Below are 18,793 nucleotides of genomic sequence, written 5' to 3' on the forward strand. Positions count from 1 at the left end.
CTGCCTGCGCGTACGCCCGCGAGCGACGCTGTTCCCATGACAAACACCTACCCTCTCGCCGGCACGACCGTCGCCCGGATGGGCTACGGCGCGATGCAGCTGGCCGGCCCGCGCGTCTTCGGCCCGCCCAAGGATCGCGCCGAGGCGGTCGCGGTCCTGCGCACGGCCGTCGAGCTGGGCGTGAACCACATCGACACGGCGGATTTCTACGGCCCGCACGTCACCAACGAGATCATTCGCGAGGCGCTTCACCCGTACGCCGAGGACCTGATGATCGTCACGAAGGTCGGCTCGGTCCGGGGCGACGACGGCGCCTGGCTGCACGCCCGCTCGCCCGAGCAACTGCGTTCGCAAGTTCACGAAAATCTGCGAAACCTCGGGGTCGAGGCCCTCGACGTGGTCAACCTGCGGGTCGGCGGCGGGCCGGACGGTCACTCGGTCGTCCCGGGCTCGCTGGCCGAGCCGTTCGGCGCGCTGGCCGGGATGCGCCGGGAAGGCCTGATCAAGCACCTCGGGCTCAGCGTCGTGGACGCCGGGCAGCTGGCCGAGGCCCAGGCGATCGCGCCGGTGGTGACCGTCCAGAACTGGTACAACGTCGCCCACCGTGGCGACGAGTCGCTGATCGCGAGCCTGCGCGACCAGGGCGTCTCCTACGTGCCGTTCTGGCCGCTCGGCGGCTTCAACCCACTGCAGTCGGCAGTACTTACCGACGTCGCCAAGCGCCTGGAGTCGACCCCGCAGGCCGTGGCCCTGGCCTGGCTGCTGCGGCAGTCCCCCAACATCCTGCTGATCCCCGGCACGTCCTCGGTCGCGCACCTGCGCGAGAACATCGCGGCCGCGTCCCTGGAACTCCCGCCGGACGCCCTGGCCGACCTCGACGGGATCGCGGCCTAGGAAGCAGCCCGGACGGCGCGGAGCAGGAACGCCGGGAACGAGAGTTTCTCGTCGCCCGGCTCCGCCGCGACAGTGGTCTCCTCGATCCGCGTCGACGCCCAGGCCGGGGCCGGGAAACTTTCGCGCAGGAATTCCTCGGTGACGCCGAAACCCTGCCCACCCGCGGCCGACACCGCCAGCACGAACAGCTGACCGCCCGGCGCGACCAGCCCCGGCAGCAGCGCGATGTAGTCACCCACCTCGACGTCGGCGAGCCGGGGCAGGCTGTGCAGCAGCCCCGAGTCGACGACCGAGTCGAACGGCGCCTCCGCCGGCGACAGCCGCGTAGCGTCCTGCACCTCGAACCGAATCGTCAGCCCGGCCGCGGCCGCCTTGACCCGGGCCGCCTCGATCGCCACGCCCGAGACGTCGACCGCCGTGACGTCGTGGCCCCGGCGGGCCAGGGCGATCGCGAGATCCCCGCTTCCGCAGCCGGCGTCGAGCACCTTGGGTCCCGTCACCTCGTGCTCGACCACCGCTGCCAGCGCGGGCTGCGGCCCGCCGATCTCCCAGGGCTGCCGCCCCGCCCGGTAGGCGTCGTCGTATTCGCCCGTGACCACCGGATGTCCGGTCATGCCGCTAGACCCGCGGTCCCTGATCGGCGGTGTCGGCCGCGATCGCCGCCATCTGCTGCCGGTACCAGCAAGCGGGTATGTCACCGGAACGGAACGCGGCCCACAACAGCCGTTCGCGCCGCTCCGCCTCGCTCTCACCGGCGTCCGGGACAGCCGGGGACACCACGAAAGTTTCCGGCAAGCGAGCACGGCGCCGGCGCATCACCACCACGAAAATCGCCATCAGCAGCGCCGCGACGGCCGGTCCCACGATATAGATCAACGTACAGCCACCTCCCCAGCCGCGATCACGGATACCCCATCAACCTTAGAACAAGCCCCGCGTTCCCGACTTTCATCGGACCGTTGCCCGCGCGACCGCTGTCGGCCAGCGTGTAGCGATAACTTTCGATCCGATTTCCGTACGGGAGGGGTCCAGTCATGAGAATCGGTCGAATCCTGGCCGCGATCGTCCTAGCGTCCGGCGCCCTGGTGGCCGCCGGCGGTCCGGCCGCAGCCCATGCGAAAGGCACCTACCTCGTCAGCAGACACCGAGCCGACGTACGCGTCCCGTTCGTGGCCCGCCGCGGCGGCGAAGCCGTGATCGACCTGCGCGCCGCGGCCGCCGGCACCGACTGGGCGACCCGCGGCGCCGAGTCGTCGGTCGTCTCCCTGTTCGTGGACGGCCGGTACGCCAGCGACCTGGTCGTGTCCGGGGCCGCCCCACTACCACGACAACTTGCGCTCGGCCGGGTCACGCCCGGCGTCCACATCTTGCGTCTGCGTTTCGCGGCCGATCGCTCCCCCGCCGCCGGCGCGACCGTCCGGATCGACCGGCTTCGCGTGACCACCTTCGACAAGCGCGACCCTCGCTACCAGGTGCTGCGCTTCGCGCCGATCATGTACGGCCGCGGTCTCGCCGAGCTGGGCAGCCCGTTCCAGAGCGCCACCACCGACGTGCCGTTGATCGCGTGGCACGAGAGCACGCCCGCCGCGACCCCGGGGCACAAGGTGCTGACGTACTCGCTGATCTGGAGCAATGAGGACGGCGGGACCAACACGCCGGCGCTGATGGCCCGCTGGGGTCGCACGACCGACATCGAGTGGACCTACGCGGTCGAGATCGACGAGAACGGCGACCGGGTGCCGGGCAGCGACACTTTCCAGGCCGCCAACCACGAGACCCTGCACTTCGCGGGCGTCTACGAGAACGACCACCCGCGGCTGGAGACGTGCACCTCGAACAACAACATGTGCGACGTGGTCGACAACCCGATGCGATTCTTTCTCTCCACGTTGCCGACCCTTCCCGCGGGCCAGCCGCGCGAATACCTGATGGACACCAACGCCTGGACGTACCAGATCATGGCGAAGGAGATGATCCGCGAGGGCAAGATCGAGGCCCCGTGTCCCGGCGCCGTGGGCACGCCCGAGGTAAGTGATCAGCGAAACTATCTGTACGCGATGGTGCAGAAGTCCACGCAAGGCGCCAACTCCGGCAGCTCGTGGGTCGGCGTGGCGCTCGGTGTGCGCCTCGACGGCGGCGACACCGTGTACCTCTCACATCACGTGGACCCGACCTGGTCGATCCAGCGCGACATCCCCGCGGCCACGACGGTCGAGCTCCCGGCCGGCACCACCCTCGACGACATCGCCGAGGTGAGCGTCCACCGCATCGTGGTCGGCACGGACACCGGCGCGCCGGTGCACGTGACCCGGCTGGCTCGCGGTTTCCTGCTCGGCCCGGACTACCTGCCCGGATCGCCCCTGCTCGACTGGTCCGGCGACGCCGAGCTGACCACGGCGTCCCCCTCGGCCGTCGTCTGGACCCGCTGACCGGAAGGGGGTGCCGGGCCCGGCACCCCCTTTCCGATCCTTACGCCCGGCCGCAGATGACGTCGTCCATCAGCTGGAACGTCCGCCGCTGCACCGCGCTCGCCGCCCCCTCGCCGGCGAGTTGCGTGGTCAGGGAGAGCACGGCCACCCGATCGCCGTCCGCGCTCACCGCGTTGGCGGTGCTCATGCCGGGCACGTCGCCGCCGTGCCCCCAGTACCCGCCGCACCGGTTCGGGATGAACATGATGCCGAGGCCGTAGCGGGCGCCCGGAATCCAGTCCTGGAAAGTTTCGGCCAGAACGGTCTGGTGCAGCTGCGCCATTTCGCGCGGGCGCAGCAACTGCCCGCGCTGTAGCGCCTGCCAGAAGCGGGCCAGGTCGGTCGGCGTGGTGATGAGGCTGCCGGCCGCGTCCGCCACCGACGGGTTGAACACGGTGGTGTCGGTCAACTCGCCGCCCGGCGCCCACTGCTGGTAGCCGTGGGCGTGGGGATCCGGGACAGACGGCCGGTCGCCGGGCGCCGAGGTGTGCCGCAGCCCGAGCGGCCGCAGGATCCGGTCCCGCACCTCGGCGGCCCAGGTTCGCCCGGTGACCCGTTCGACGATCATCCCGGCGAGGACGTAGTTGGTGTTGGAGTAGTCCCACGCCGTCCCGGGCGCGAACTCCGGCGAATGTTTCATCGCCAGCATGACGAGGTCGCGGGCGTCGTAGTGGTCGAAACGATGCGCCAGATACGCCTCGTACGATCCCAATGCCTCGATGTCGTTGGTGTAGTTCCAGATTCCGCTGGTGTGCTGGAGAAGCTGCCGGACGGTGATCCGGCGGCCGTCGTTGCCGTTGCCCGTGACGACGCCCGGCAGCCACCGGTCGACGCTGTCGTCCAGCGACAACTTTCCTTCGCCGGCCAGCTGCAGCACGACGACGGAAACGAAAGTTTTCGTGTTGCTGCCCATCCGGAAGTAGCCGTCGCGCGGCACCGGCGTCCCCCGTCGCAGGTCGCCGACCCCGGCGCGGGCCTGGGCGGTGTCCCCGCCGGCCCGGGTCAGTCCCTGGACTCCGGTGATGCCCAACTCGTGCAGATCCGTGACCGCGGCCTGGAGCCGCCGGTCGGGCCCCGCGGCGACGGCTGGTCCCGCGACGCCGGCGATCAGGGTGGCCGTCGTCGCGACGACCACTCCCCATCGGCCGAGATGATGTCTTCGCATGTCGGATGCCTTCCTGGCCGGAGATTTCGACCCTATGAAGACCTTCGATGCGTACGACATCCGGCGAGCCCCCGGAAAGCCGGTGGGGTTAACCCCCGTGGCATGTCACACCCGGCGCCCCTGACTCGTCCCGAGTGATGAAGACGAAAGGAAGGTGCGACATGCGGGTTTTCGTGGCGGGTGGAGCCGGGGTGCTCGGCCGGCGGCTGGTGCCGCAGCTGGTGGCGCGCGGACACGAGGTGACGGCCACGACGACGAGCGCGGCCAAGCTCGGCGTGCTGGAGCGGATGGGCGCCTCGGCGGCGATGATGGACGGCCTGGACGCCGGATCGGTGCGGGAGGCCGTCGGGAAGGCGGGGCCGGAGGTGATCGTGCACCAGATGACCGCGATCTCCGGCAAGCCCGACATCCGGCACTTCGACCGCTGGTTCGCCACCACCAACCGGCTGCGCACCGAGGGCACCGACAACCTGCTGGCCGCGGCCGGCGACGCCCACGTGGTCGCGCAGAGCTACGGCTCGTGGAACGGGCTCCGGTCGGGCGGCTGGGTGAAGACCGAGGACGACCCGCTCGACCCGGCCAGCACCGGTGCGGGCGCCGCGGCGATCCGCCACCTCGAGGAGGTGGTGGTGCGGGCCGGCGGCGCGGTGCTGCGGTACGGCTCGTTCTACGGCCCCGGCGCCACCGACGACCAGGTCGCGCTGATCCGCAAGCGGCAGTACCCGATCGTCGGCGACGGCGGCGGGTACAGCTCGTGGGTGCATCTCGACGACGCGGCGAGCGCCACCGTGCTGGCCGTGGAGCAGAAGGCGCACGGCGTGTTCAACATCGTCGACGACGAGCCCGCGCCGGCCCGGGAGTGGCTGACATACCTGGCCAAGTGCGCGGGCGCCAAGCGACCGATGCGGATCCCGGTCTGGCTGGCCCGGCCCCTCGCCGGCAGGACGGCGGTGGCGATGATGACCGAGGGGCGTGGTTTCTCGAACGCCAAGGCGAAGCGGGAGCTCGGCTGGGAGCTGCGCTACCCCTCATGGCGGCAGGGATTCAAGGAGGAGCTGGCATGACGCGGGCCGACGAGTTCGAGCGGTTGCGGCCGCTGCTGTTCTCGATCGCGTACCGGATCCTCGGCAGCGTCAGCGAGGCCGAGGACGCCGTCCAGGAGACCTGGCTGCGCTACTCACGCATCGAGACAGAGCCCGATTCGGCGCGCAACTTTCTTTCCACCACGGTGTCCCGGATCGCGATCGACGTGCTGCGCTCGGCGCGGGTCCGGCGCGAGGAGTACGTCGGCCGGTGGTTCCCCGAGCCGCTGCTGGACGACCCGTACGAGGATCCGGCGCGCGCCGCCGAGCTGGCCGACTCGGTGTCGACGGCGGCGCTGTTGCTGCTGGAACGGCTCAGCCCTCTGGAACGCGCGGTTTTCGTGCTGCGCGAGGTGTTCGGTTTCGGCTTCGACGAGGTGGCGGTCGCGGTCGGCCGTTCCGAGGCGGCCTGCCGCCAGCTCGCGGTGCGCGCCCGTCGCCACATGGACGACGGCCGCGCCCGTTTCGCCGCGGACCGGCGCTCGCGCGCGCAGCTGGCGGAAAGTTTCTTCGCCGCTTTCCGCGCCGGCGACGTCGACGGCCTCAAGGAGTTGCTGGCCGCCGACGTCAGCCTGGTCGGCGACAGCGGCGGCAAGGCGCCCCTGTGGGGTGACGGTGTCTTCGGGTCCGCGAACGTTGCCCGCATCCTGGCCGCGCTGATCGAACCCTTCACCCAGGTCGGTGGCTCGATGGAGCCGCACGAGCTGAACGGCCAGCCGGGCGCGCTCTTCCGCGACCGCGAGGGCCGCATCGTGAACACCCTGACGCTCGACATCCTCGGCGGCCGGGTCCAGACCATCCGCGCCGTCCTCAACCCCGACAAGCTGCGCCACCTGGGCCCCGTCGCCGACGCCTGGACGGTCATCCGCGAGACCAACCAGGCCCGCCGAGCCGAGCCGTCCGGCCCGGACGCCGCCGGTTGAAGCGGCAACGCCGTCTTCCGGAGACGGCCCGGCGTCAGACGAAGGTCTGGCGGATCTCGCCGATGCCGTCGACCCGGCTGACCAGGGTCTCGCCGGGCTGGAGGTAGCGCGGCGGGTTCCGCCGGTTGCCGACTCCGGCCGGCGTACCCGTGAAGATCAGGTCGCCGGGCAGCAGGGGGCAGACCGCCGAGATCCGGGCGACCAGGTCGTCGATCGGGAAGATCATCTGGCTGGTCCGGCCGTGCTGGACCAGGTCATCGCCCAGGTGGCACGCGAAGCCGATGTCGTCGCGGTCGGGGAACTCGTCGGGGGTCACCGCGACCGGCCCGATCGGCCCGAACCCGGGGAACGACTTGCCCAGCGAAAATTGCGCGGGTGTGCCGCGCAATTGGGAGGCGCGCTCCGAAAGATCCTGGCCGACAGTGAGCCCGGCGACGGCGTCCCAGGCCCGTTCGCGCGGGATCCGGTAGCCGCCGCGGCCGATCACCGCGACCACCTCGATCTCCCAGTCGGGCTTGCCGGGCGGCAGCTTGACCTCGGTGTCCGGCCCGGCGATGCACGAGGGGAACTTCGTGAAGATCAGCGGCTCCTCGGGCGGCTGGAAACCGGCCTCGGCCGCGTGCGGGCGATAGTTGAGCGCGACCGCGAAAACTTGCCGCGGGTGCGGAACCGGCGGACCGAGCCTCCCGACGGGTTTCGCCCGCGAGAAATCGGTCCAGCCCGCCAGCTCGTCGAAGCGCTCGAGGGCCGCGTTCACATCGCTCGGCAGATCGCTGTGCTCGGCGACATCAAGAGCAAGATCATCCCGTACGAGTACCAGGCGGCCGTTCTGCGTGCCGAAGCGCATCTGCTCAGCCCTCGTTGTAGAGCGACCCGGAGTAAGGGGGAGTGTCGTGCGCGGCGCTCCACGGGACTACGTGGTTACGCAGCGTTCCGATGCCCGCGATCTCGGCCTCGACCACGTCGCCGGGCTTGAGGTAGAAGTCGAACGGGTTGGGCTGCACGGCCGCCACGCCCGAGATCGTGCCGGTGGTGATGATGTCGCCGGCCGAGTAGCCCTGCGGCGAGTGGTGCGCCACCAGGTGCGGGATCGACAGCACCATCTGGTCGGTGTTGCCGCTCTGCCGCACCTCGCCGTTGACCCGCAGCTCCATGGCCAGCTTCTGCGCGTCGGGCACCTCGTCGGCGGTGACGATCCACGGCCCGATCGGGCAGAACGTGTCGATCCCCTTCGAGAACGAGAACACGCCCGACTTCATCTCGACCCGCTGGATGTCCCGCGCCGTGATGTCGTTGAACACCGTGTAACCGGCGATGTAATCGGTGGCCTCCTCGGGCCCGAACCACTTGCCGGTCTTGCCGATGATCACCGCCAGCTCGAGCTCGTAGTCGAGCTCCTTGGTCAGCCCCTCCGGATACACGATCGCGTCGTCGGGCCCGATGATCGAGTCCACGTTCTGGAAGAACACGATCCCTTTGTGCACCGGGTGCGACCAGTTGACCTTCTGCAACTCCTCGTGATGCACCGAAAAGTTGCCCGCGGTGTGAAAGAACTTCTTCGGCTGGATCGGCGCACGCAGCGTCACCGCCCCGAGCGCCGGCCGCTCCCCCGTCTCCCCCACGGCCCCGCCACGCTCGAAGAACTCCCGCGTAGACCCGCAGTCGAGCTCCACGACGGTCTCCCCGTCGAGCCGCCCGACCCGCCCCGCGTCAAAAGTCACCAGCCGCATGGCATCCCCTGTTTTCGCTCTCCGAAAGTCACTTTCTTCCTCGGAAATCCTCCGCCCGAGCCCGTCCCTGTGTCAAGGCACGACGCGAGCGCGCGGCCGATGGAGAATCAAGCCCGTGACGGACGTCGAGCTGCATCACCACGGGAACGTCGCCGAGATCCGGCTCAACCGGGTCGCCGCCCGCAACGCGCTTTCCACGCAACTTGCCGAGGAACTTGCGAAAGCGGCGGCAGCGGCGGCCCAGAAGGCCCGCGCCGTCGTGCTCAGCTCGGCGGCGCCGACGGCCTTCTGCGTGGGCGCCGATCTCAAGGAGCGTGACCGGCTCAGCGACGCCGATTTCATGGCTCAGCGTCTCGTTTTCCGGCGCGCTTTCGGAAGGCTTCGCGAAATGCCCGTGCCGGTGGTCGCGGCCGTCCACGGCCATGCGCTCGGCGGCGGCTACGAGCTGGCCCTCTGCTGCGACCTCATCGTCGCCGACGAGACCGCCGTCGTGGGCCTGCCCGAGGTGCGGGTCGGCATCGTCCCGGGCGGCGGCGGCACGCAGCTGCTGCCGCGGCGGGTCGGCTACGGCGTAGCCGCCGACCTCATCCTCACCGGCCGGCACGTCCCCGCCGCCGAGGCTGCCCGCCTGGGCCTGGTCGACCGCCTCGTCCCGGCCGGCAAGGACATCGAGTCCGCCATCGAGCTGGCGACCCAGATCGCCGCCAACTCCCCGGTCGCGGTCGCCAACGCCCGCAACGCGATCCGCCGCGGCCTCGACGTCGACCTCGCCGCCGGCCTCGACATCGAGGACTCCGCCTGGCGTGCCACAGTCTTCTCCGACGACCGCCGCGAGGGAGTACGAGCCTTCGTCGAGCGCCGCAAACCGAACTGGCCCTGACCACCGCGCAGAAGCCGCGGCGGCCGGCAACCGTGAGCGCGTCAGTTCGGCAGCGGCAACTCCCGCAACGGCGCCTTCCGCACCTTGTTCGACCCCGTGCGCGGCAGCGACTCCATCACGTCGAGGTATTTCGGGATCTTGTACCGGCCGAGCCGCGAGCCGAGAAACTCCGTCAACTCCGCCAGCGAAAGTGACGCGCGGGGCGCCAGCACCACGAAAGCGCGCCCCACCTCACCCCACTTCTCGTCCGGCACCCCGACCACCGCGGCCTCCAGCACCGCCGGGTGCTCGAAGATCGCCGCCTCCACCTCGGCCGGGTAGACGTTCTCGCCGCCGGAAACGAACATGTCCTTGAGCCGGTCGACGATCCGGTAGTGCCCGTCCTCGTCGACCACCGCGATGTCACCGGTCCGCAGCCACCCGTCCTCGGTGAACGCCTGCGCCGTCGCCCGCGGATCCCGCCAGTACCCGGGCGACACGTTCGGCCCGCGCACCTGCACCTCCCCCGGCTCACCCACCGCCGCGTCCGTGAGATCGGGCCGCACGCAGCGCACGTCCGCGAACATCACCGGTACCCCGGCCGAGCCGGCATGCGCGGAACTTTCCGTCGCCTCCAGGAAAGTTGCCCCCGGCGCGGTCTCGGTCATCCCGTAGCCCTGGCAGAAGGTGAGCCCGCGCTCCTGGTAGGCGCGGATCAGCGCGCTCGGCACCGCCGACCCGCCCACCATCATGTTTCGCACCGAGCTCAGGTCGCTTTCGTGGAAACGTGGCGACTGCGCGAGCCCCGCGAACATCGTCGTCACGCCGAACATCCACGTCACGCGGTGGCGCTCGATGAGGTCGAAGCATGCGTCCACGTCCCACGACGGCATGAGCACCGAACAGCCGCCCTTGAGGAACGTCGGCAGCAGGCACTGGTTGAGCGCCGCCACGTGAAAGAGCGGCGCGCTCGTCAGCGTCACCGTGTCGCCCGCGACGTCGACGCAGACCAGCACGTTGTAGCTGTTCCAGATCACGTTCCCGTGGGTGAGCACGGCCCCCTTGGGCCGCCCGGTGGTCCCGGACGTATAGAGAATGCACGCGGGCTGGTCGAGGGTCACCGCGACGTCGTGCGCCGCCGGCTTTCCGTCGGAGATCATTTTCTCGTACGCCGGGAGCGGCACCGCGAGATCGAGAAAGCGAGCCGAGGCGGAAACTGTCGCGGCGCACTCCGGCCCGTACACCAGGACGCGGGCCCCACTGTCCCCCAGCTGGTAGTCGATCTCCGGCGCGGTCAGCCGGAAATTCAAGGGCACGAAAATCCCGCCGATCGCGTACGTGGCAAACATGGTTTCCACGAAAGCGGGATGGTTCGGCCCGAGATAAGCGACCCGGTCCCCCGCCTCGACGCCCGCCTCCACGAGCTGGGAGGCGAGGCGGGACACCCGATCGTGCAGGGACGCGTACGTCGTCGGCCGATCGCCGAAGAGCAGCGCCACCCGGTCCGGCGAGATCGCGGCCCGCCGCGCGGGCCAGGAGCCGAGCCCTAGGTTGCGCATGGCTCAGACGTATTGCCGGTAGACCGTGCGGGCCACGCAGGCCGGCTTGGCCACGCCGTCGATCTCCACCGTGAAGTCGAACGTGCTCTGGGTGCCCCCGGCGACGTCCTCCACCGACACGACCTTGGCGTTGAGCCGGATCTTCGAGCCGACCGGCACCGGGTGCGGGAAGCGCACCTTCTCGAGGCCGTAGTTGACGCCCATCTTGACGCCCTCGACCTTGAGGATCTCGCCGAACAGCGGGATGACCAGCGACAAGGTGAGGTACCCGTGGGCGATGGGACCGCCGAAGGGGCCGGACGCGGCGCGGTCGACGTCGACGTGGATCCACTGGTGGTCGTCGGTGGCGTCGGCGAACGTGTTCACCCGCTCCTGGGTGATCTCGAGCCAGGAGCTGTGCCCGAGGTCCTTGCCGGCCAGGGCCTTCAGCTCGTCGAGTCCGTTCACAGTGACCATGGGATCTCCTTCAGGCGAGGTTCAGAAGACGGGCGGCGTTGAGCTTGAGGATCTTGGGGCGGACCGCGGGCTTGATGTCGAGCTGGTCGAAGTCGGCGAGCCAGCGGTCGGGGGTGAGTACCGGGTAGTCGGAGCCGAACAGGACCTTGTCCTGCAACAACGTATTGGCGTAGCGCACGAGCTGCGGGGGGAAGTACTTGGGCGACCATCCGGAGAGGTCGATATACACGTACGGCTTGTGGGTCGCGACCGCAAGGGCTTCGTCCTGCCAGGGAAAGGACGGGTGGGCGAGGATGATCCGCAGCTCGGGGAAGTCCACGGCCACGTCGTCCACCAGCATCGGGTTCGAGTACCGCAGCCGGATCCCGCCGCCGCCAGGCACGCCCGCCCCGATCCCGGTCTGTCCGGTGTGGAACAGCGCCGGCACCCCGAGGTCCTCGATCGTCTCGTAGAGCGGGTACGCCATCCGGTCGTCCGGCGAGAAACCTTGCAGGCTCGGGTGGAACTTGAACCCGCGCACGCCGTGCTCCTCGACCAGGCGGCGCGCCTCGCGGGCGCCGGCCCGGCCCCGGTGCGGGTCGATGCTCGCGAACGGGATCAGCACGTCGGGATGCTCGGCGCAGCTTTCCGCGACCTCCTCGTTCCGGATCGGCGGATGCCCGGTCGCGAACGCCGCGTCGACCGTGAACACCACGGCCGCCATCCGCCTTTCGCGGTAGTAGGCCGCCATCTCGTCGACCGTCGGCTGCCGGTGCCCGTGCGCCTTGAAGTAAGCCTCCGAGGCCGCCAGCAGCGTGGAGCTCAGCGACGTGTGCCCGTCCCGCCCGACTTCGGCGTGGGCGTGGACGTCAATGGCGACCAATGACTCGAGATCCACGTCAACCCGCCGGCGGCTTCGGGGCTGGGATCCCGTACGTCTCCGGCGAAGCACCGACACCCGACGACCAGCCGGCGGCGATGGCAGCGGCGCTCCACCCTCCGTCGCTGAAGGCGACGCTCTTCTCCTGCGGATGGGCCCACAGCGCGAGCCGGTCCCCGCCGACCCCGATCGCCTGCCCGGTGATGCCCTTCGCCGCGTCGGAGGCGAGGAAGACCACCAGGCCGGTCACGTCGTCGACGCTGCCGAGGCCCTCGTCGCGGCGCACCCACGCGGGCAGCGGCTCACCCGTGTTCTCGGACTCCTCGATGAGTTTCGCGAAAGCGGGAATCGTGCGCGTCATCGCGGTCGCGGCGACCGGCACGACAGCGTTCACGGAGATCTCGTTGCGCGCCAGCTCCATCGCCCAGGTGCGGGCCATCGCGGCGATCCCGGCCTTCGCGGCGGCGTAATTGGTCTGCCCGAAGTTGCCGCGCTGGCCGGCCGGCGACGAGATCAGGATGATCCGGCCGCCCTCGCCCTGCTCGCGCATCCGCACCGCGGCGGCCCGCGCGCAGGTGAACGTGCCGCGCAGATGGACGCGGACGACCTCGTCGAAGTCGTCGTCGCTCATCTTCCACAGCACCCGGTCGCGCAGGATCCCGGCGTTGGTGACCAGGATGTCCAGCCGCCCGAAACTTTCCACCGCGGCCGCGACAAGCCGGTCGGCGCTTTCGCTGTCGCCGACCGCCGCGGTCACGCCGACGGCAGCGCCCGGCAGCGCCGAGACCGCCTCGTCGACCGCCGTCTTGTCCATGTCGTTGACCACCACGGACGCGCCCGCGGCGGAGAGTGCTTTCGCGTACGCCAGACCGAGCCCGCGGCCGCTGCCGGTCACGATGGCCACCTTGCCGGTGAGATTGATGTCGTCCACGCCTCCGAAGTTAGGCGCCAGCTTCACGGCCGTCAACAATGTGCCTAACATTGCGGCATGCAACCGCAGGACCTGATGCTCATGCTCTTCGGCACCTACGCGCTCGACCAGGACGTCTGCCTGGGCGCCGGCGGCATCATCGACGCGCTCGGCCGGGCCGGCGTCTCCACCCACGCCACCCGCTCGACGCTGAGCCGCATGGTCGGGCGCGACCTGCTGCACCGGCGGCCGGTCGGCCGGAAGATGTATTTCGGCCTCACCGGGCGGTCGTCGGCGATCCTGCGCGACGGCCGCGCCCGCATCTGGCACGACGGCGCGGTCAACGACCGGTGGGACGGCAGGTGGACGCTGCTGAGTTTCTCGCTGCCCGAGTCGATGCAGCGCGAGCGGCACGACCTGCGCTCGCGTCTCGCCTGGTCCGGCTTCGGCCCGGTGCAGGGCGGCCTGTGGATCGCGCCCGGCCGGGTCGACGCGGCCGGGATAGTTTCGTCGCTCGGCCTGAAAGGGCACGCCCGCGTCTTCTTCGCCGAGGCCGACACCAAGACCGACATCTCCGATCTGATCGGAGACGCCTACGACCTGCCGGAGCTGGCCGGCCGCTATCACGAGTTTCTCGCCCGCTGGGAAAGAGCCGTGCCCGGCGGCGACCCCCTCGCCGAGCGACTTTGCCTGATCGCGGAGTGGCTCGACGCCATCAGGCGCGATCCGAGACTGCCGCTGGAGCATCTCCCCGGCGACTGGCCCGCCGCCCGCGCCCAGAAAGTTTTCCGCGAAAGAGAGCAGGCCTTTCGCGCACCGGCCCGAGCGGTCGCCGATGACCTGCTCGACCCGCTTCCGCTATCGTCACCGGGCTGATCTTTCGCGGAGGAGCCAGGGAGGTGCGGTGCGCGACCAGGCCTTCCACGCCTTCTTCGAGAAGCACCACGCCGCCCTTTCCGGCCTGGCCTTCCTGCTCAGCGGCGACCGGACCGTGGCCGACGACCTGGCCGCCGACGCGCTCACCGAGGTGTGGAAACACTGGGACCGGGTCGTGGCGAGCGGCGACCCCGCCGCGTACGCGAAAGGCATCGTCGCCAACCTCACCCGCAACTGGATCCGGCGGCAGGGCCGCGCCCGGCGCGGCCTGACGCTGATCGGCCTCGGCGGCGACCGCGCCCCCAGCCCCGACGTCCCGGCCGTGCTTGATGTGCGCACCGCGCTCAATCGGCTGCCCTACCGGCGGCGCGCGTGCGTGGTGCTGCGGTACGCCTTCGACCTGTCCGAGCGGGAGGTCGCCGACGTCCTCGGCATCTCGGTCGGCGCGGTGAAGTCGCAGACCTCCCGCGGCGCGAAGCAGCTGGCCGACCTGCTCAAGGACCTCAAGACGGAGGTGGCCCGGTGAGCGACGACTTCCTGCGCGACGCGCTGCGCGAGGAGCGCGACTCCCACACGCCGGACCGCACCGCGATGCTCAACCGCGTCGCCGCCAACCGCGCCGGCGCAGCAAACGGCCCCGCCGCCGCGCGCGGCCGTCTCCTGCGCCTGGCCGGCTCGGCCCTCGGCGTGCTGCTGGTGCTCGGCCTCGGCGGCGTCGCCAAGTGGGTCCTGGCCGGCGACCGAGACCCGGCGCCCCCGCCCCCACTGGCCGCCGCGTCCCCGAGCGAGGTCGCCACCGCCACTTCGGCTCCCGCCAGGCCCGCCACGACCGGCCCGCGCGTGACGGCCGGCGCCACGACGCCCAGCACGCCGGGCGGCCCGCAAGGCGGGTCAAAGGCCGGAACGTCGGCGGTGACCCCGTCGGCCAGTCCCGTGCGCGGCCACCCCGGCGACACCCAGGCCGAGAAGGGCAGCCTGTGGTCGGACGGCTCGATCCCCGCGCCGGGCCGCAGCGAGGTGACCCTCAAGCCCGGCGCCGACCTCACCGAGCTCGACCTGACGATCCGGGTGACCCTGACCTCCGCGAATCCTTCGTCCGCAGGCTTCGTGGCTCCGGACGAAACCATCACCGCCACGGTCACGAAAGAACCGGGCGCGCTGCTCTACCACTTCGTCATGCGCGAAGGCGCCACGCTCAAGTCCGGCACCTACGTCTTCGCCGCGAAGTACAGCGCCGGCCGGCGCGACGCCGCCGACGACACGTACGAGTCCTATGTGACCTCGGTGGAACACAAGCGGATCCACGTGTACGGCAACTTCGCCTCCCATTAGGACACTCCCGGATCCGTGCCATCACTCCGCGCGATCGCGTGACCGCGCCCCGTCCCCCATTAGCGTCCTGTGCACACCACCTACGGGGGAAGGAACAAGGTCAAGTGCGACCCATCAGGATGATCACCACCGTCACTCTCGCGGCTGCGATCGCGGCCACCGGAGTCGCTACGCCCGCGCTGGCCGACACCGGCACGGGCAGCATCTCCGGCTCGGTCCGCGACACCAAGGGCGCCGTCGTGGCGAACTCGGAGATCACCGTCTACCCGCCCACCCAGCCCAGCGGCCCGGTCGCCGTCACGCACACCGACGCCGCCGGAAAGTTTCGCGTCACCGGTCTCGACGAGGGCAGCTACCAGATCCAGATCGGCCTCGGGGGCTGGACCGAGTGGGCGCCCGGCCGCGTCGGCAACCCGGCCGACGCCCGCACCTACACCGTCGCGGCCGGCCGCACCACCCGGGCCACCAGCGTCGTGACGGCCGCCGGCGTCGTCACCGGCCGGGTCACCACCCCGGCGGGCCGCCCCGCCGCCGGTATCGCGGTCAGCGCCGACGACGACAACCAGGCCCGCACCTGGAACACCACCACGGCGGCCGACGGCACCTACTCGCTGAAGGTTCCGCCGGGCGACGCGTACGTCATCGGGTTCCAGGACGGCAACCTGCGGCAGTACTCACCGCGCACGCTGGACCGCACCCAGGCCCGGCACTACACCGTCCGTTCCGGCCGCACGCTGCGCGTCGACGATCAGCTGCTCGCGGCCGCGTCGCTGACCGGCCGTCTCACCGACGCGACCGGTGCACCTGCAGCGGGGGCGCAGGTCCACTTCATCGACACCACCACCGCGTACGAGCTCGTGAGCACCACGGACGCGGACGGCCGCTACCGTTTCGAGAAGCTCAGCCCGGCCGAGATCAAAGTCTGGTTCCGCACCGCCGACGGCCAGGAGCAGTGGGCGCACCAGGCCCTCTCCTACGACGAGGCCGCCACCTTCACCCTGAGCCTCGGCGCCGTCACCACGGTCGACGACCAGCTCCTTCCGCTGTAGGTCAACGGATCCCCGGGTCGCCGCGGCGGCCCGGGGATCATTGCGTTCATGGTCTTCGCCGTTTCCACGCTCGGCTGCCCCGGACTGCCCCTCCCCGAGGTGCGCACCCTGTTGCGCCGGCACGGGATCGGCGCGGTTCAGCTGCGCTGCGCCGACGACGAGCCCGTGCACGTCGGGCTGAGCGGGCGGGAACGCCGGCAGGCCCGGCGGGATCTCGAGGGGCTGACGCTGACCGGCCTCGCCACCTACGTCAACCTCTCCGACGGCGCGGCCGGCCTGGACGCCCACCTCGACCTCGCGCTCGACCTCGGCGCGCCGGCCCTGCGGCTCATGCCCGGCAACGGCGACCTGAGTCCCGCGCTCGCGGAGGCAGCCGCAAGGGCGAACGGCGTCCGGCTCCTGGTCGAGACCCACGACGCCTACCTGCGCGGCGCCGACCTGGCCCAAGTGCTCGCGCAAGTGCCCGGCGTCGGCGCGATCTGGGACGCCCTGCACCCTTGGCGCGCCGGCGAAACCCCGGCCGAGACCGCCGCCGCCCTCGGCCCCTGGCTGGCGGAGATCCAGATCAAGGACGTCGCCTCACGCACCGACCTCACGCCCCTGGTGCCCGGCACGGGCGCCGTCCCCCTGGCCGAGGTGCTCGCGCTCGCCAGAGACGTGCCGGTCGTCCTGGAACACGAGGCCCGCTGGCACGAAGACGCCGCCCCCATCGACGAGGCGATAGCCGGCGCCATCGAACTGCTCAGATCGTCGGCTCGACTTTGATCACCACGGCGGTGGCGTTGTCGGCTCCGCCGGCCTCGAGGGTGTCCTCCAGCATGAAGTGGACCGCGGCCGCCGGATCCGGGTTGGTCCCCAGCAGCTGGATCAGCCGCTCGAAGGAGAGCTGGTCGCTCACCCCGTCGGAGCAGAGCAGATAGACGTCCCCCGGCCGGAGCGAGACGTTCAGGACGTCCGGCTCGGGGCCTTCCGGGTGACCGACGTACCGGGTCAGGCGGTAGCGCGCCATCCGCGCGTCGTCCGAGTCGTGCGCGAACCAGCCGTGCAGCAACCCCACCCAGGCGACCGTGTGATCGGCGGTCAGCAGCTCCAGCAGGCCGTCGCGCAGCCGGTACGCCCGGGAGTCGCCGATCTGCACGATCCACGCGGCCGCGTGCGCGTCGGCCACGAAAGCCGTCATCGTGCAGCCGGTCAGCTCGTCGAGGGTGCGCGCCGCCCGGCGTACCTCCTGCTGGGCCTGATCGACCGCGACCCGCAGCGCGGCAGGACCGCAAGTCACCGGCACATCGCGCACGAAGACGTCGACGGCCGTCCGGCCGGCGGCGGCGCTGCCGGGACCCTCGCCCATCCCGTCGGCCACCACCGCCAGCACCCGTCCCGGGTCCAGATGCAGCACGTCGTAGTTGTCCCGGTAACGATTGCCGGTCACCGACCCGGCCGCCGCGGTCAGCCGCCGGCCCGCCGCGGCCCAGGCGACCTTGGAAATATCCACGTGCCTTTCTTAGCCCACTTCCGTGCGCATGTGGGCCCGGGCCGCGGCGACGAGGGCGTCGGGCGTGTCGGCGTGGAACCGGATCTCGGTGACCGGCTCGCCAAGGGTCTGCTTGACGGGCAGGACGAGCGGACGCGCGAGAACGACGTCGACCGTGGTGCCGCTCGCCAACCCGAACGACAGGACGCCGCCTTCGAACTGGGTCTTTCCGCCGGGCGGCAGCGAACGGCCCCTCGACCGGATCTCCCGGACGTCTTCCCACGGGATCGGCAGGTCGAGCGTCAGCGAGTTCCGGATCCGCAACCCGTCCGGCCCCACCAGGTGCGGGTAGACGCGCATCGTGGCGAGGAGGCCGAACATCCAGAACAGCCCGTAGAACCCCACGGCCAGCGAAAGAACGCGGACGAGCTCCCACGGCAGCATGAGATGCAGGATCGGGATCTCCAGCGCCGACACCACGATGAACGCGACGAGGATCGTCATGACGGCGCCCGAGTACTGGAAACTTTCGCTCCCGGGCGGAACGGGCGCCGGTCGCCGGAACAGCCACCGATACAGGGCGATCCACAGCCGTACCTCGTACATGACGACGAACTTGACGAGCTTCATCAGAACGGACTCCTCAACCCCAGCGCGTACAGCGTTGCCAGCACGTCGTCCAGCCCCGCAACCAACCCGTCGAGCCGCGAGGCCGGCATGTGAGCGAAAAGCCGCCGCGAGAAGTCGCGCTGCTCGGCCTCCAGCTTGTCGACGGCGGCGGTCCCCAGCGCCGTGAAAGAGACCAGAAACGCCCGGCGGTCGGAAGGGTGCTCCTCCCGCGTGACAAACCCCGTCGCGACCAGCCCGTCCACCAGCCCGGTGACCGTGCGGGCGCTCACCTTCATAGCGGCGGCGATGTCTTTCTGCGGCGACGGCCCAAGCCTGCGCAGGGTCCACAGCAACGACGTGCGCGACGGCGTCAGCCCATCGGCGGCGAGGCCGCGGTGCATGTCGTCGTTGAGCATCGCCGTCAGCAACAGGAGCCGATCGAGCGCGGCGGCGAAGCGGGCGTCCTCGCCGGCGGGTAAGTGAGCGTTCATCATAGTGAGCATAGCTCACCAACGACCCCGGGCCGCAAAACACCGGGCCCCGCTCCTCGT

At 70.7% G+C, this 18,793-nt stretch carries 22 protein-coding genes; 10 read left to right on the forward strand and 12 right to left on the reverse strand.

Annotation, left to right across the window (positions count from 1 at the left end):
* Positions 1 to 36: 36 nt before the first annotated feature.
* A complete protein-coding gene (locus tag ACQPZX_RS26875) occupies positions 37 to 894 on the forward strand; it encodes an oxidoreductase (RefSeq protein ID WP_433360522.1) in 858 nt (285 codons plus the stop codon).
* Here ACQPZX_RS26875 and ACQPZX_RS26880 read toward each other — a convergent pair.
* Both ACQPZX_RS26880 and ACQPZX_RS26885 read right to left on the reverse strand, forming a co-directional pair.
* Positions 891 to 1,508: a class I SAM-dependent methyltransferase gene (locus ACQPZX_RS26880; protein WP_433360525.1), complete on the reverse strand. Its 618-nt coding sequence runs from the start codon at positions 1,506 to 1,508 to the stop codon at positions 891 to 893. The genes ACQPZX_RS26875 and ACQPZX_RS26880 overlap by 4 nt on opposite strands.
* Before the next feature lie 4 nt (positions 1,509 to 1,512).
* Positions 1,513 to 1,770, reverse strand: a complete 258-nt coding sequence (locus ACQPZX_RS26885; protein WP_433360528.1) for a hypothetical protein — start codon at positions 1,768 to 1,770, stop codon at positions 1,513 to 1,515.
* A 158-nt stretch (positions 1,771 to 1,928) separates the two neighbouring features.
* Here ACQPZX_RS26885 and ACQPZX_RS26890 point away from each other — a divergent pair, with 158 nt between their 5' ends.
* Positions 1,929 to 3,323 carry a hypothetical protein gene (locus tag ACQPZX_RS26890; RefSeq protein ID WP_433360531.1) on the forward strand — a complete coding sequence of 465 codons (1,395 nt, stop codon included), beginning with the start codon at positions 1,929 to 1,931 and terminating at the stop codon, positions 3,321 to 3,323.
* Between the two features lie 40 nt (positions 3,324 to 3,363).
* Here ACQPZX_RS26890 and ACQPZX_RS26895 read toward each other — a convergent pair whose 3' ends face one another.
* The gene (locus ACQPZX_RS26895; RefSeq protein ID WP_433360534.1) at positions 3,364 to 4,527 is read right to left on the reverse strand and encodes a serine hydrolase domain-containing protein; all 1,164 of its coding nucleotides are present in this window, start codon (positions 4,525 to 4,527) and stop codon (positions 3,364 to 3,366) included.
* Positions 4,528 to 4,688: 161 nt separating this feature from the next.
* On the opposite strand from ACQPZX_RS26895, the gene ACQPZX_RS26900 reads away from it, so the two are divergent.
* Both ACQPZX_RS26900 and ACQPZX_RS26905 read left to right on the forward strand, forming a co-directional pair.
* Positions 4,689 to 5,591: an NAD-dependent epimerase/dehydratase family protein gene (locus ACQPZX_RS26900; RefSeq protein WP_433360537.1), complete on the forward strand. Its 903-nt coding sequence runs from the start codon at positions 4,689 to 4,691 to the stop codon at positions 5,589 to 5,591.
* Positions 5,588 to 6,532, forward strand: coding sequence for an RNA polymerase sigma-70 factor (locus ACQPZX_RS26905; protein WP_433360539.1), 945 nt, complete (start codon positions 5,588 to 5,590; stop codon positions 6,530 to 6,532). The genes ACQPZX_RS26900 and ACQPZX_RS26905 overlap by 4 nt, the downstream gene beginning before the upstream one ends.
* A gap of 34 nt (positions 6,533 to 6,566) precedes the next feature.
* Here ACQPZX_RS26905 and ACQPZX_RS26910 read toward each other — a convergent pair whose 3' ends face one another.
* Positions 6,567 to 7,379 carry a fumarylacetoacetate hydrolase family protein gene (locus tag ACQPZX_RS26910; RefSeq protein ID WP_433360542.1) on the reverse strand — a complete coding sequence of 271 codons (813 nt, stop codon included), beginning with the start codon at positions 7,377 to 7,379 and terminating at the stop codon, positions 6,567 to 6,569.
* Positions 7,380 to 7,383: 4 nt separating this feature from the next.
* Positions 7,384 to 8,262: a fumarylacetoacetate hydrolase family protein gene (locus ACQPZX_RS26915; protein ID WP_433360545.1), complete on the reverse strand. Its 879-nt coding sequence runs from the start codon at positions 8,260 to 8,262 to the stop codon at positions 7,384 to 7,386.
* 115 nt (positions 8,263 to 8,377) lie between these two features.
* Between ACQPZX_RS26915 and ACQPZX_RS26920 the strand changes: the two genes are divergently transcribed.
* Positions 8,378 to 9,142: an enoyl-CoA hydratase/isomerase family protein gene (locus tag ACQPZX_RS26920; RefSeq protein ID WP_433360548.1), complete on the forward strand. Its 765-nt coding sequence runs from the start codon at positions 8,378 to 8,380 to the stop codon at positions 9,140 to 9,142.
* 41 nt (positions 9,143 to 9,183) lie between these two features.
* Here the strand turns inward: ACQPZX_RS26920 and ACQPZX_RS26925 are convergent, their stop codons facing one another.
* Genes ACQPZX_RS26925 through ACQPZX_RS26940 form a run of 4 tightly spaced genes read right to left on the reverse strand, consistent with a single transcriptional unit; the run spans position 9,184 to position 12,926 of the window.
* Complete coding sequence (locus tag ACQPZX_RS26925) at positions 9,184 to 10,680, reverse strand: acyl-CoA synthetase (protein ID WP_433360551.1); 1,497 nt, start codon at positions 10,678 to 10,680, stop codon at positions 9,184 to 9,186.
* 3 nt (positions 10,681 to 10,683) lie between these two features.
* Complete coding sequence (locus ACQPZX_RS26930) at positions 10,684 to 11,136, reverse strand: MaoC family dehydratase (protein ID WP_433360554.1); 453 nt, start codon at positions 11,134 to 11,136, stop codon at positions 10,684 to 10,686.
* Between the two features lie 10 nt (positions 11,137 to 11,146).
* Positions 11,147 to 12,013, reverse strand: coding sequence for an amidohydrolase family protein (locus ACQPZX_RS26935; RefSeq protein ID WP_433360557.1), 867 nt, complete (start codon positions 12,011 to 12,013; stop codon positions 11,147 to 11,149).
* 1 nt (position 12,014) lies between these two features.
* The gene (locus ACQPZX_RS26940) at positions 12,015 to 12,926 is read right to left on the reverse strand and encodes an SDR family NAD(P)-dependent oxidoreductase (protein ID WP_433360560.1); all 912 of its coding nucleotides are present in this window, start codon (positions 12,924 to 12,926) and stop codon (positions 12,015 to 12,017) included.
* Positions 12,927 to 12,983: 57 nt separating this feature from the next.
* Between ACQPZX_RS26940 and ACQPZX_RS26945 the strand changes: the two genes are divergently transcribed.
* From ACQPZX_RS26945 to ACQPZX_RS26965, 5 genes are all read left to right on the forward strand, one after another.
* On the forward strand, positions 12,984 to 13,781 hold the full coding sequence (locus tag ACQPZX_RS26945) for a PaaX family transcriptional regulator (protein ID WP_433360563.1): 798 nt from the start codon (positions 12,984 to 12,986) through the stop codon (positions 13,779 to 13,781).
* A gap of 28 nt (positions 13,782 to 13,809) precedes the next feature.
* Positions 13,810 to 14,307, forward strand: coding sequence for a SigE family RNA polymerase sigma factor (locus ACQPZX_RS26950; protein WP_433360566.1), 498 nt, complete (start codon positions 13,810 to 13,812; stop codon positions 14,305 to 14,307).
* On the forward strand, positions 14,304 to 15,113 hold the full coding sequence (locus ACQPZX_RS26955) for a hypothetical protein (RefSeq protein ID WP_433360569.1): 810 nt from the start codon (positions 14,304 to 14,306) through the stop codon (positions 15,111 to 15,113). Before ACQPZX_RS26950 ends, ACQPZX_RS26955 begins: the two co-directional genes overlap by 4 nt.
* Before the next feature lie 104 nt (positions 15,114 to 15,217).
* Complete coding sequence (locus tag ACQPZX_RS26960) at positions 15,218 to 16,162, forward strand: carboxypeptidase-like regulatory domain-containing protein (RefSeq protein ID WP_433360572.1); 945 nt, start codon at positions 15,218 to 15,220, stop codon at positions 16,160 to 16,162.
* A 48-nt stretch (positions 16,163 to 16,210) separates the two neighbouring features.
* A complete protein-coding gene (locus ACQPZX_RS26965; protein WP_433360575.1) occupies positions 16,211 to 16,927 on the forward strand; it encodes a sugar phosphate isomerase/epimerase family protein in 717 nt (238 codons plus the stop codon).
* Here ACQPZX_RS26965 and ACQPZX_RS26970 read toward each other — a convergent pair.
* Genes ACQPZX_RS26970 through ACQPZX_RS26980 form a run of 3 tightly spaced genes read right to left on the reverse strand, consistent with a single transcriptional unit; the run spans position 16,905 to position 18,733 of the window.
* Positions 16,905 to 17,654: a PP2C family protein-serine/threonine phosphatase gene (locus tag ACQPZX_RS26970; RefSeq protein ID WP_433360578.1), complete on the reverse strand. Its 750-nt coding sequence runs from the start codon at positions 17,652 to 17,654 to the stop codon at positions 16,905 to 16,907. The two genes, ACQPZX_RS26965 and ACQPZX_RS26970, sit on opposite strands and share 23 nt — an antisense overlap.
* Positions 17,655 to 17,663: 9 nt before the next feature.
* The gene (locus tag ACQPZX_RS26975) at positions 17,664 to 18,263 is read right to left on the reverse strand and encodes a PH domain-containing protein (RefSeq protein ID WP_433360581.1); all 600 of its coding nucleotides are present in this window, start codon (positions 18,261 to 18,263) and stop codon (positions 17,664 to 17,666) included.
* Positions 18,263 to 18,733: a MarR family winged helix-turn-helix transcriptional regulator gene (locus tag ACQPZX_RS26980; RefSeq protein ID WP_433360584.1), complete on the reverse strand. Its 471-nt coding sequence runs from the start codon at positions 18,731 to 18,733 to the stop codon at positions 18,263 to 18,265. The genes ACQPZX_RS26975 and ACQPZX_RS26980 overlap by 1 nt, the downstream gene beginning before the upstream one ends.
* Between the last annotated feature and the right edge of the window lie 60 nt (positions 18,734 to 18,793).

The sequence above is a fragment of the Actinoplanes sp. CA-142083 genome (genome assembly GCF_050942195.1).
GTDB lineage: Bacteria > Actinomycetota > Actinomycetes > Mycobacteriales > Micromonosporaceae > Actinoplanes.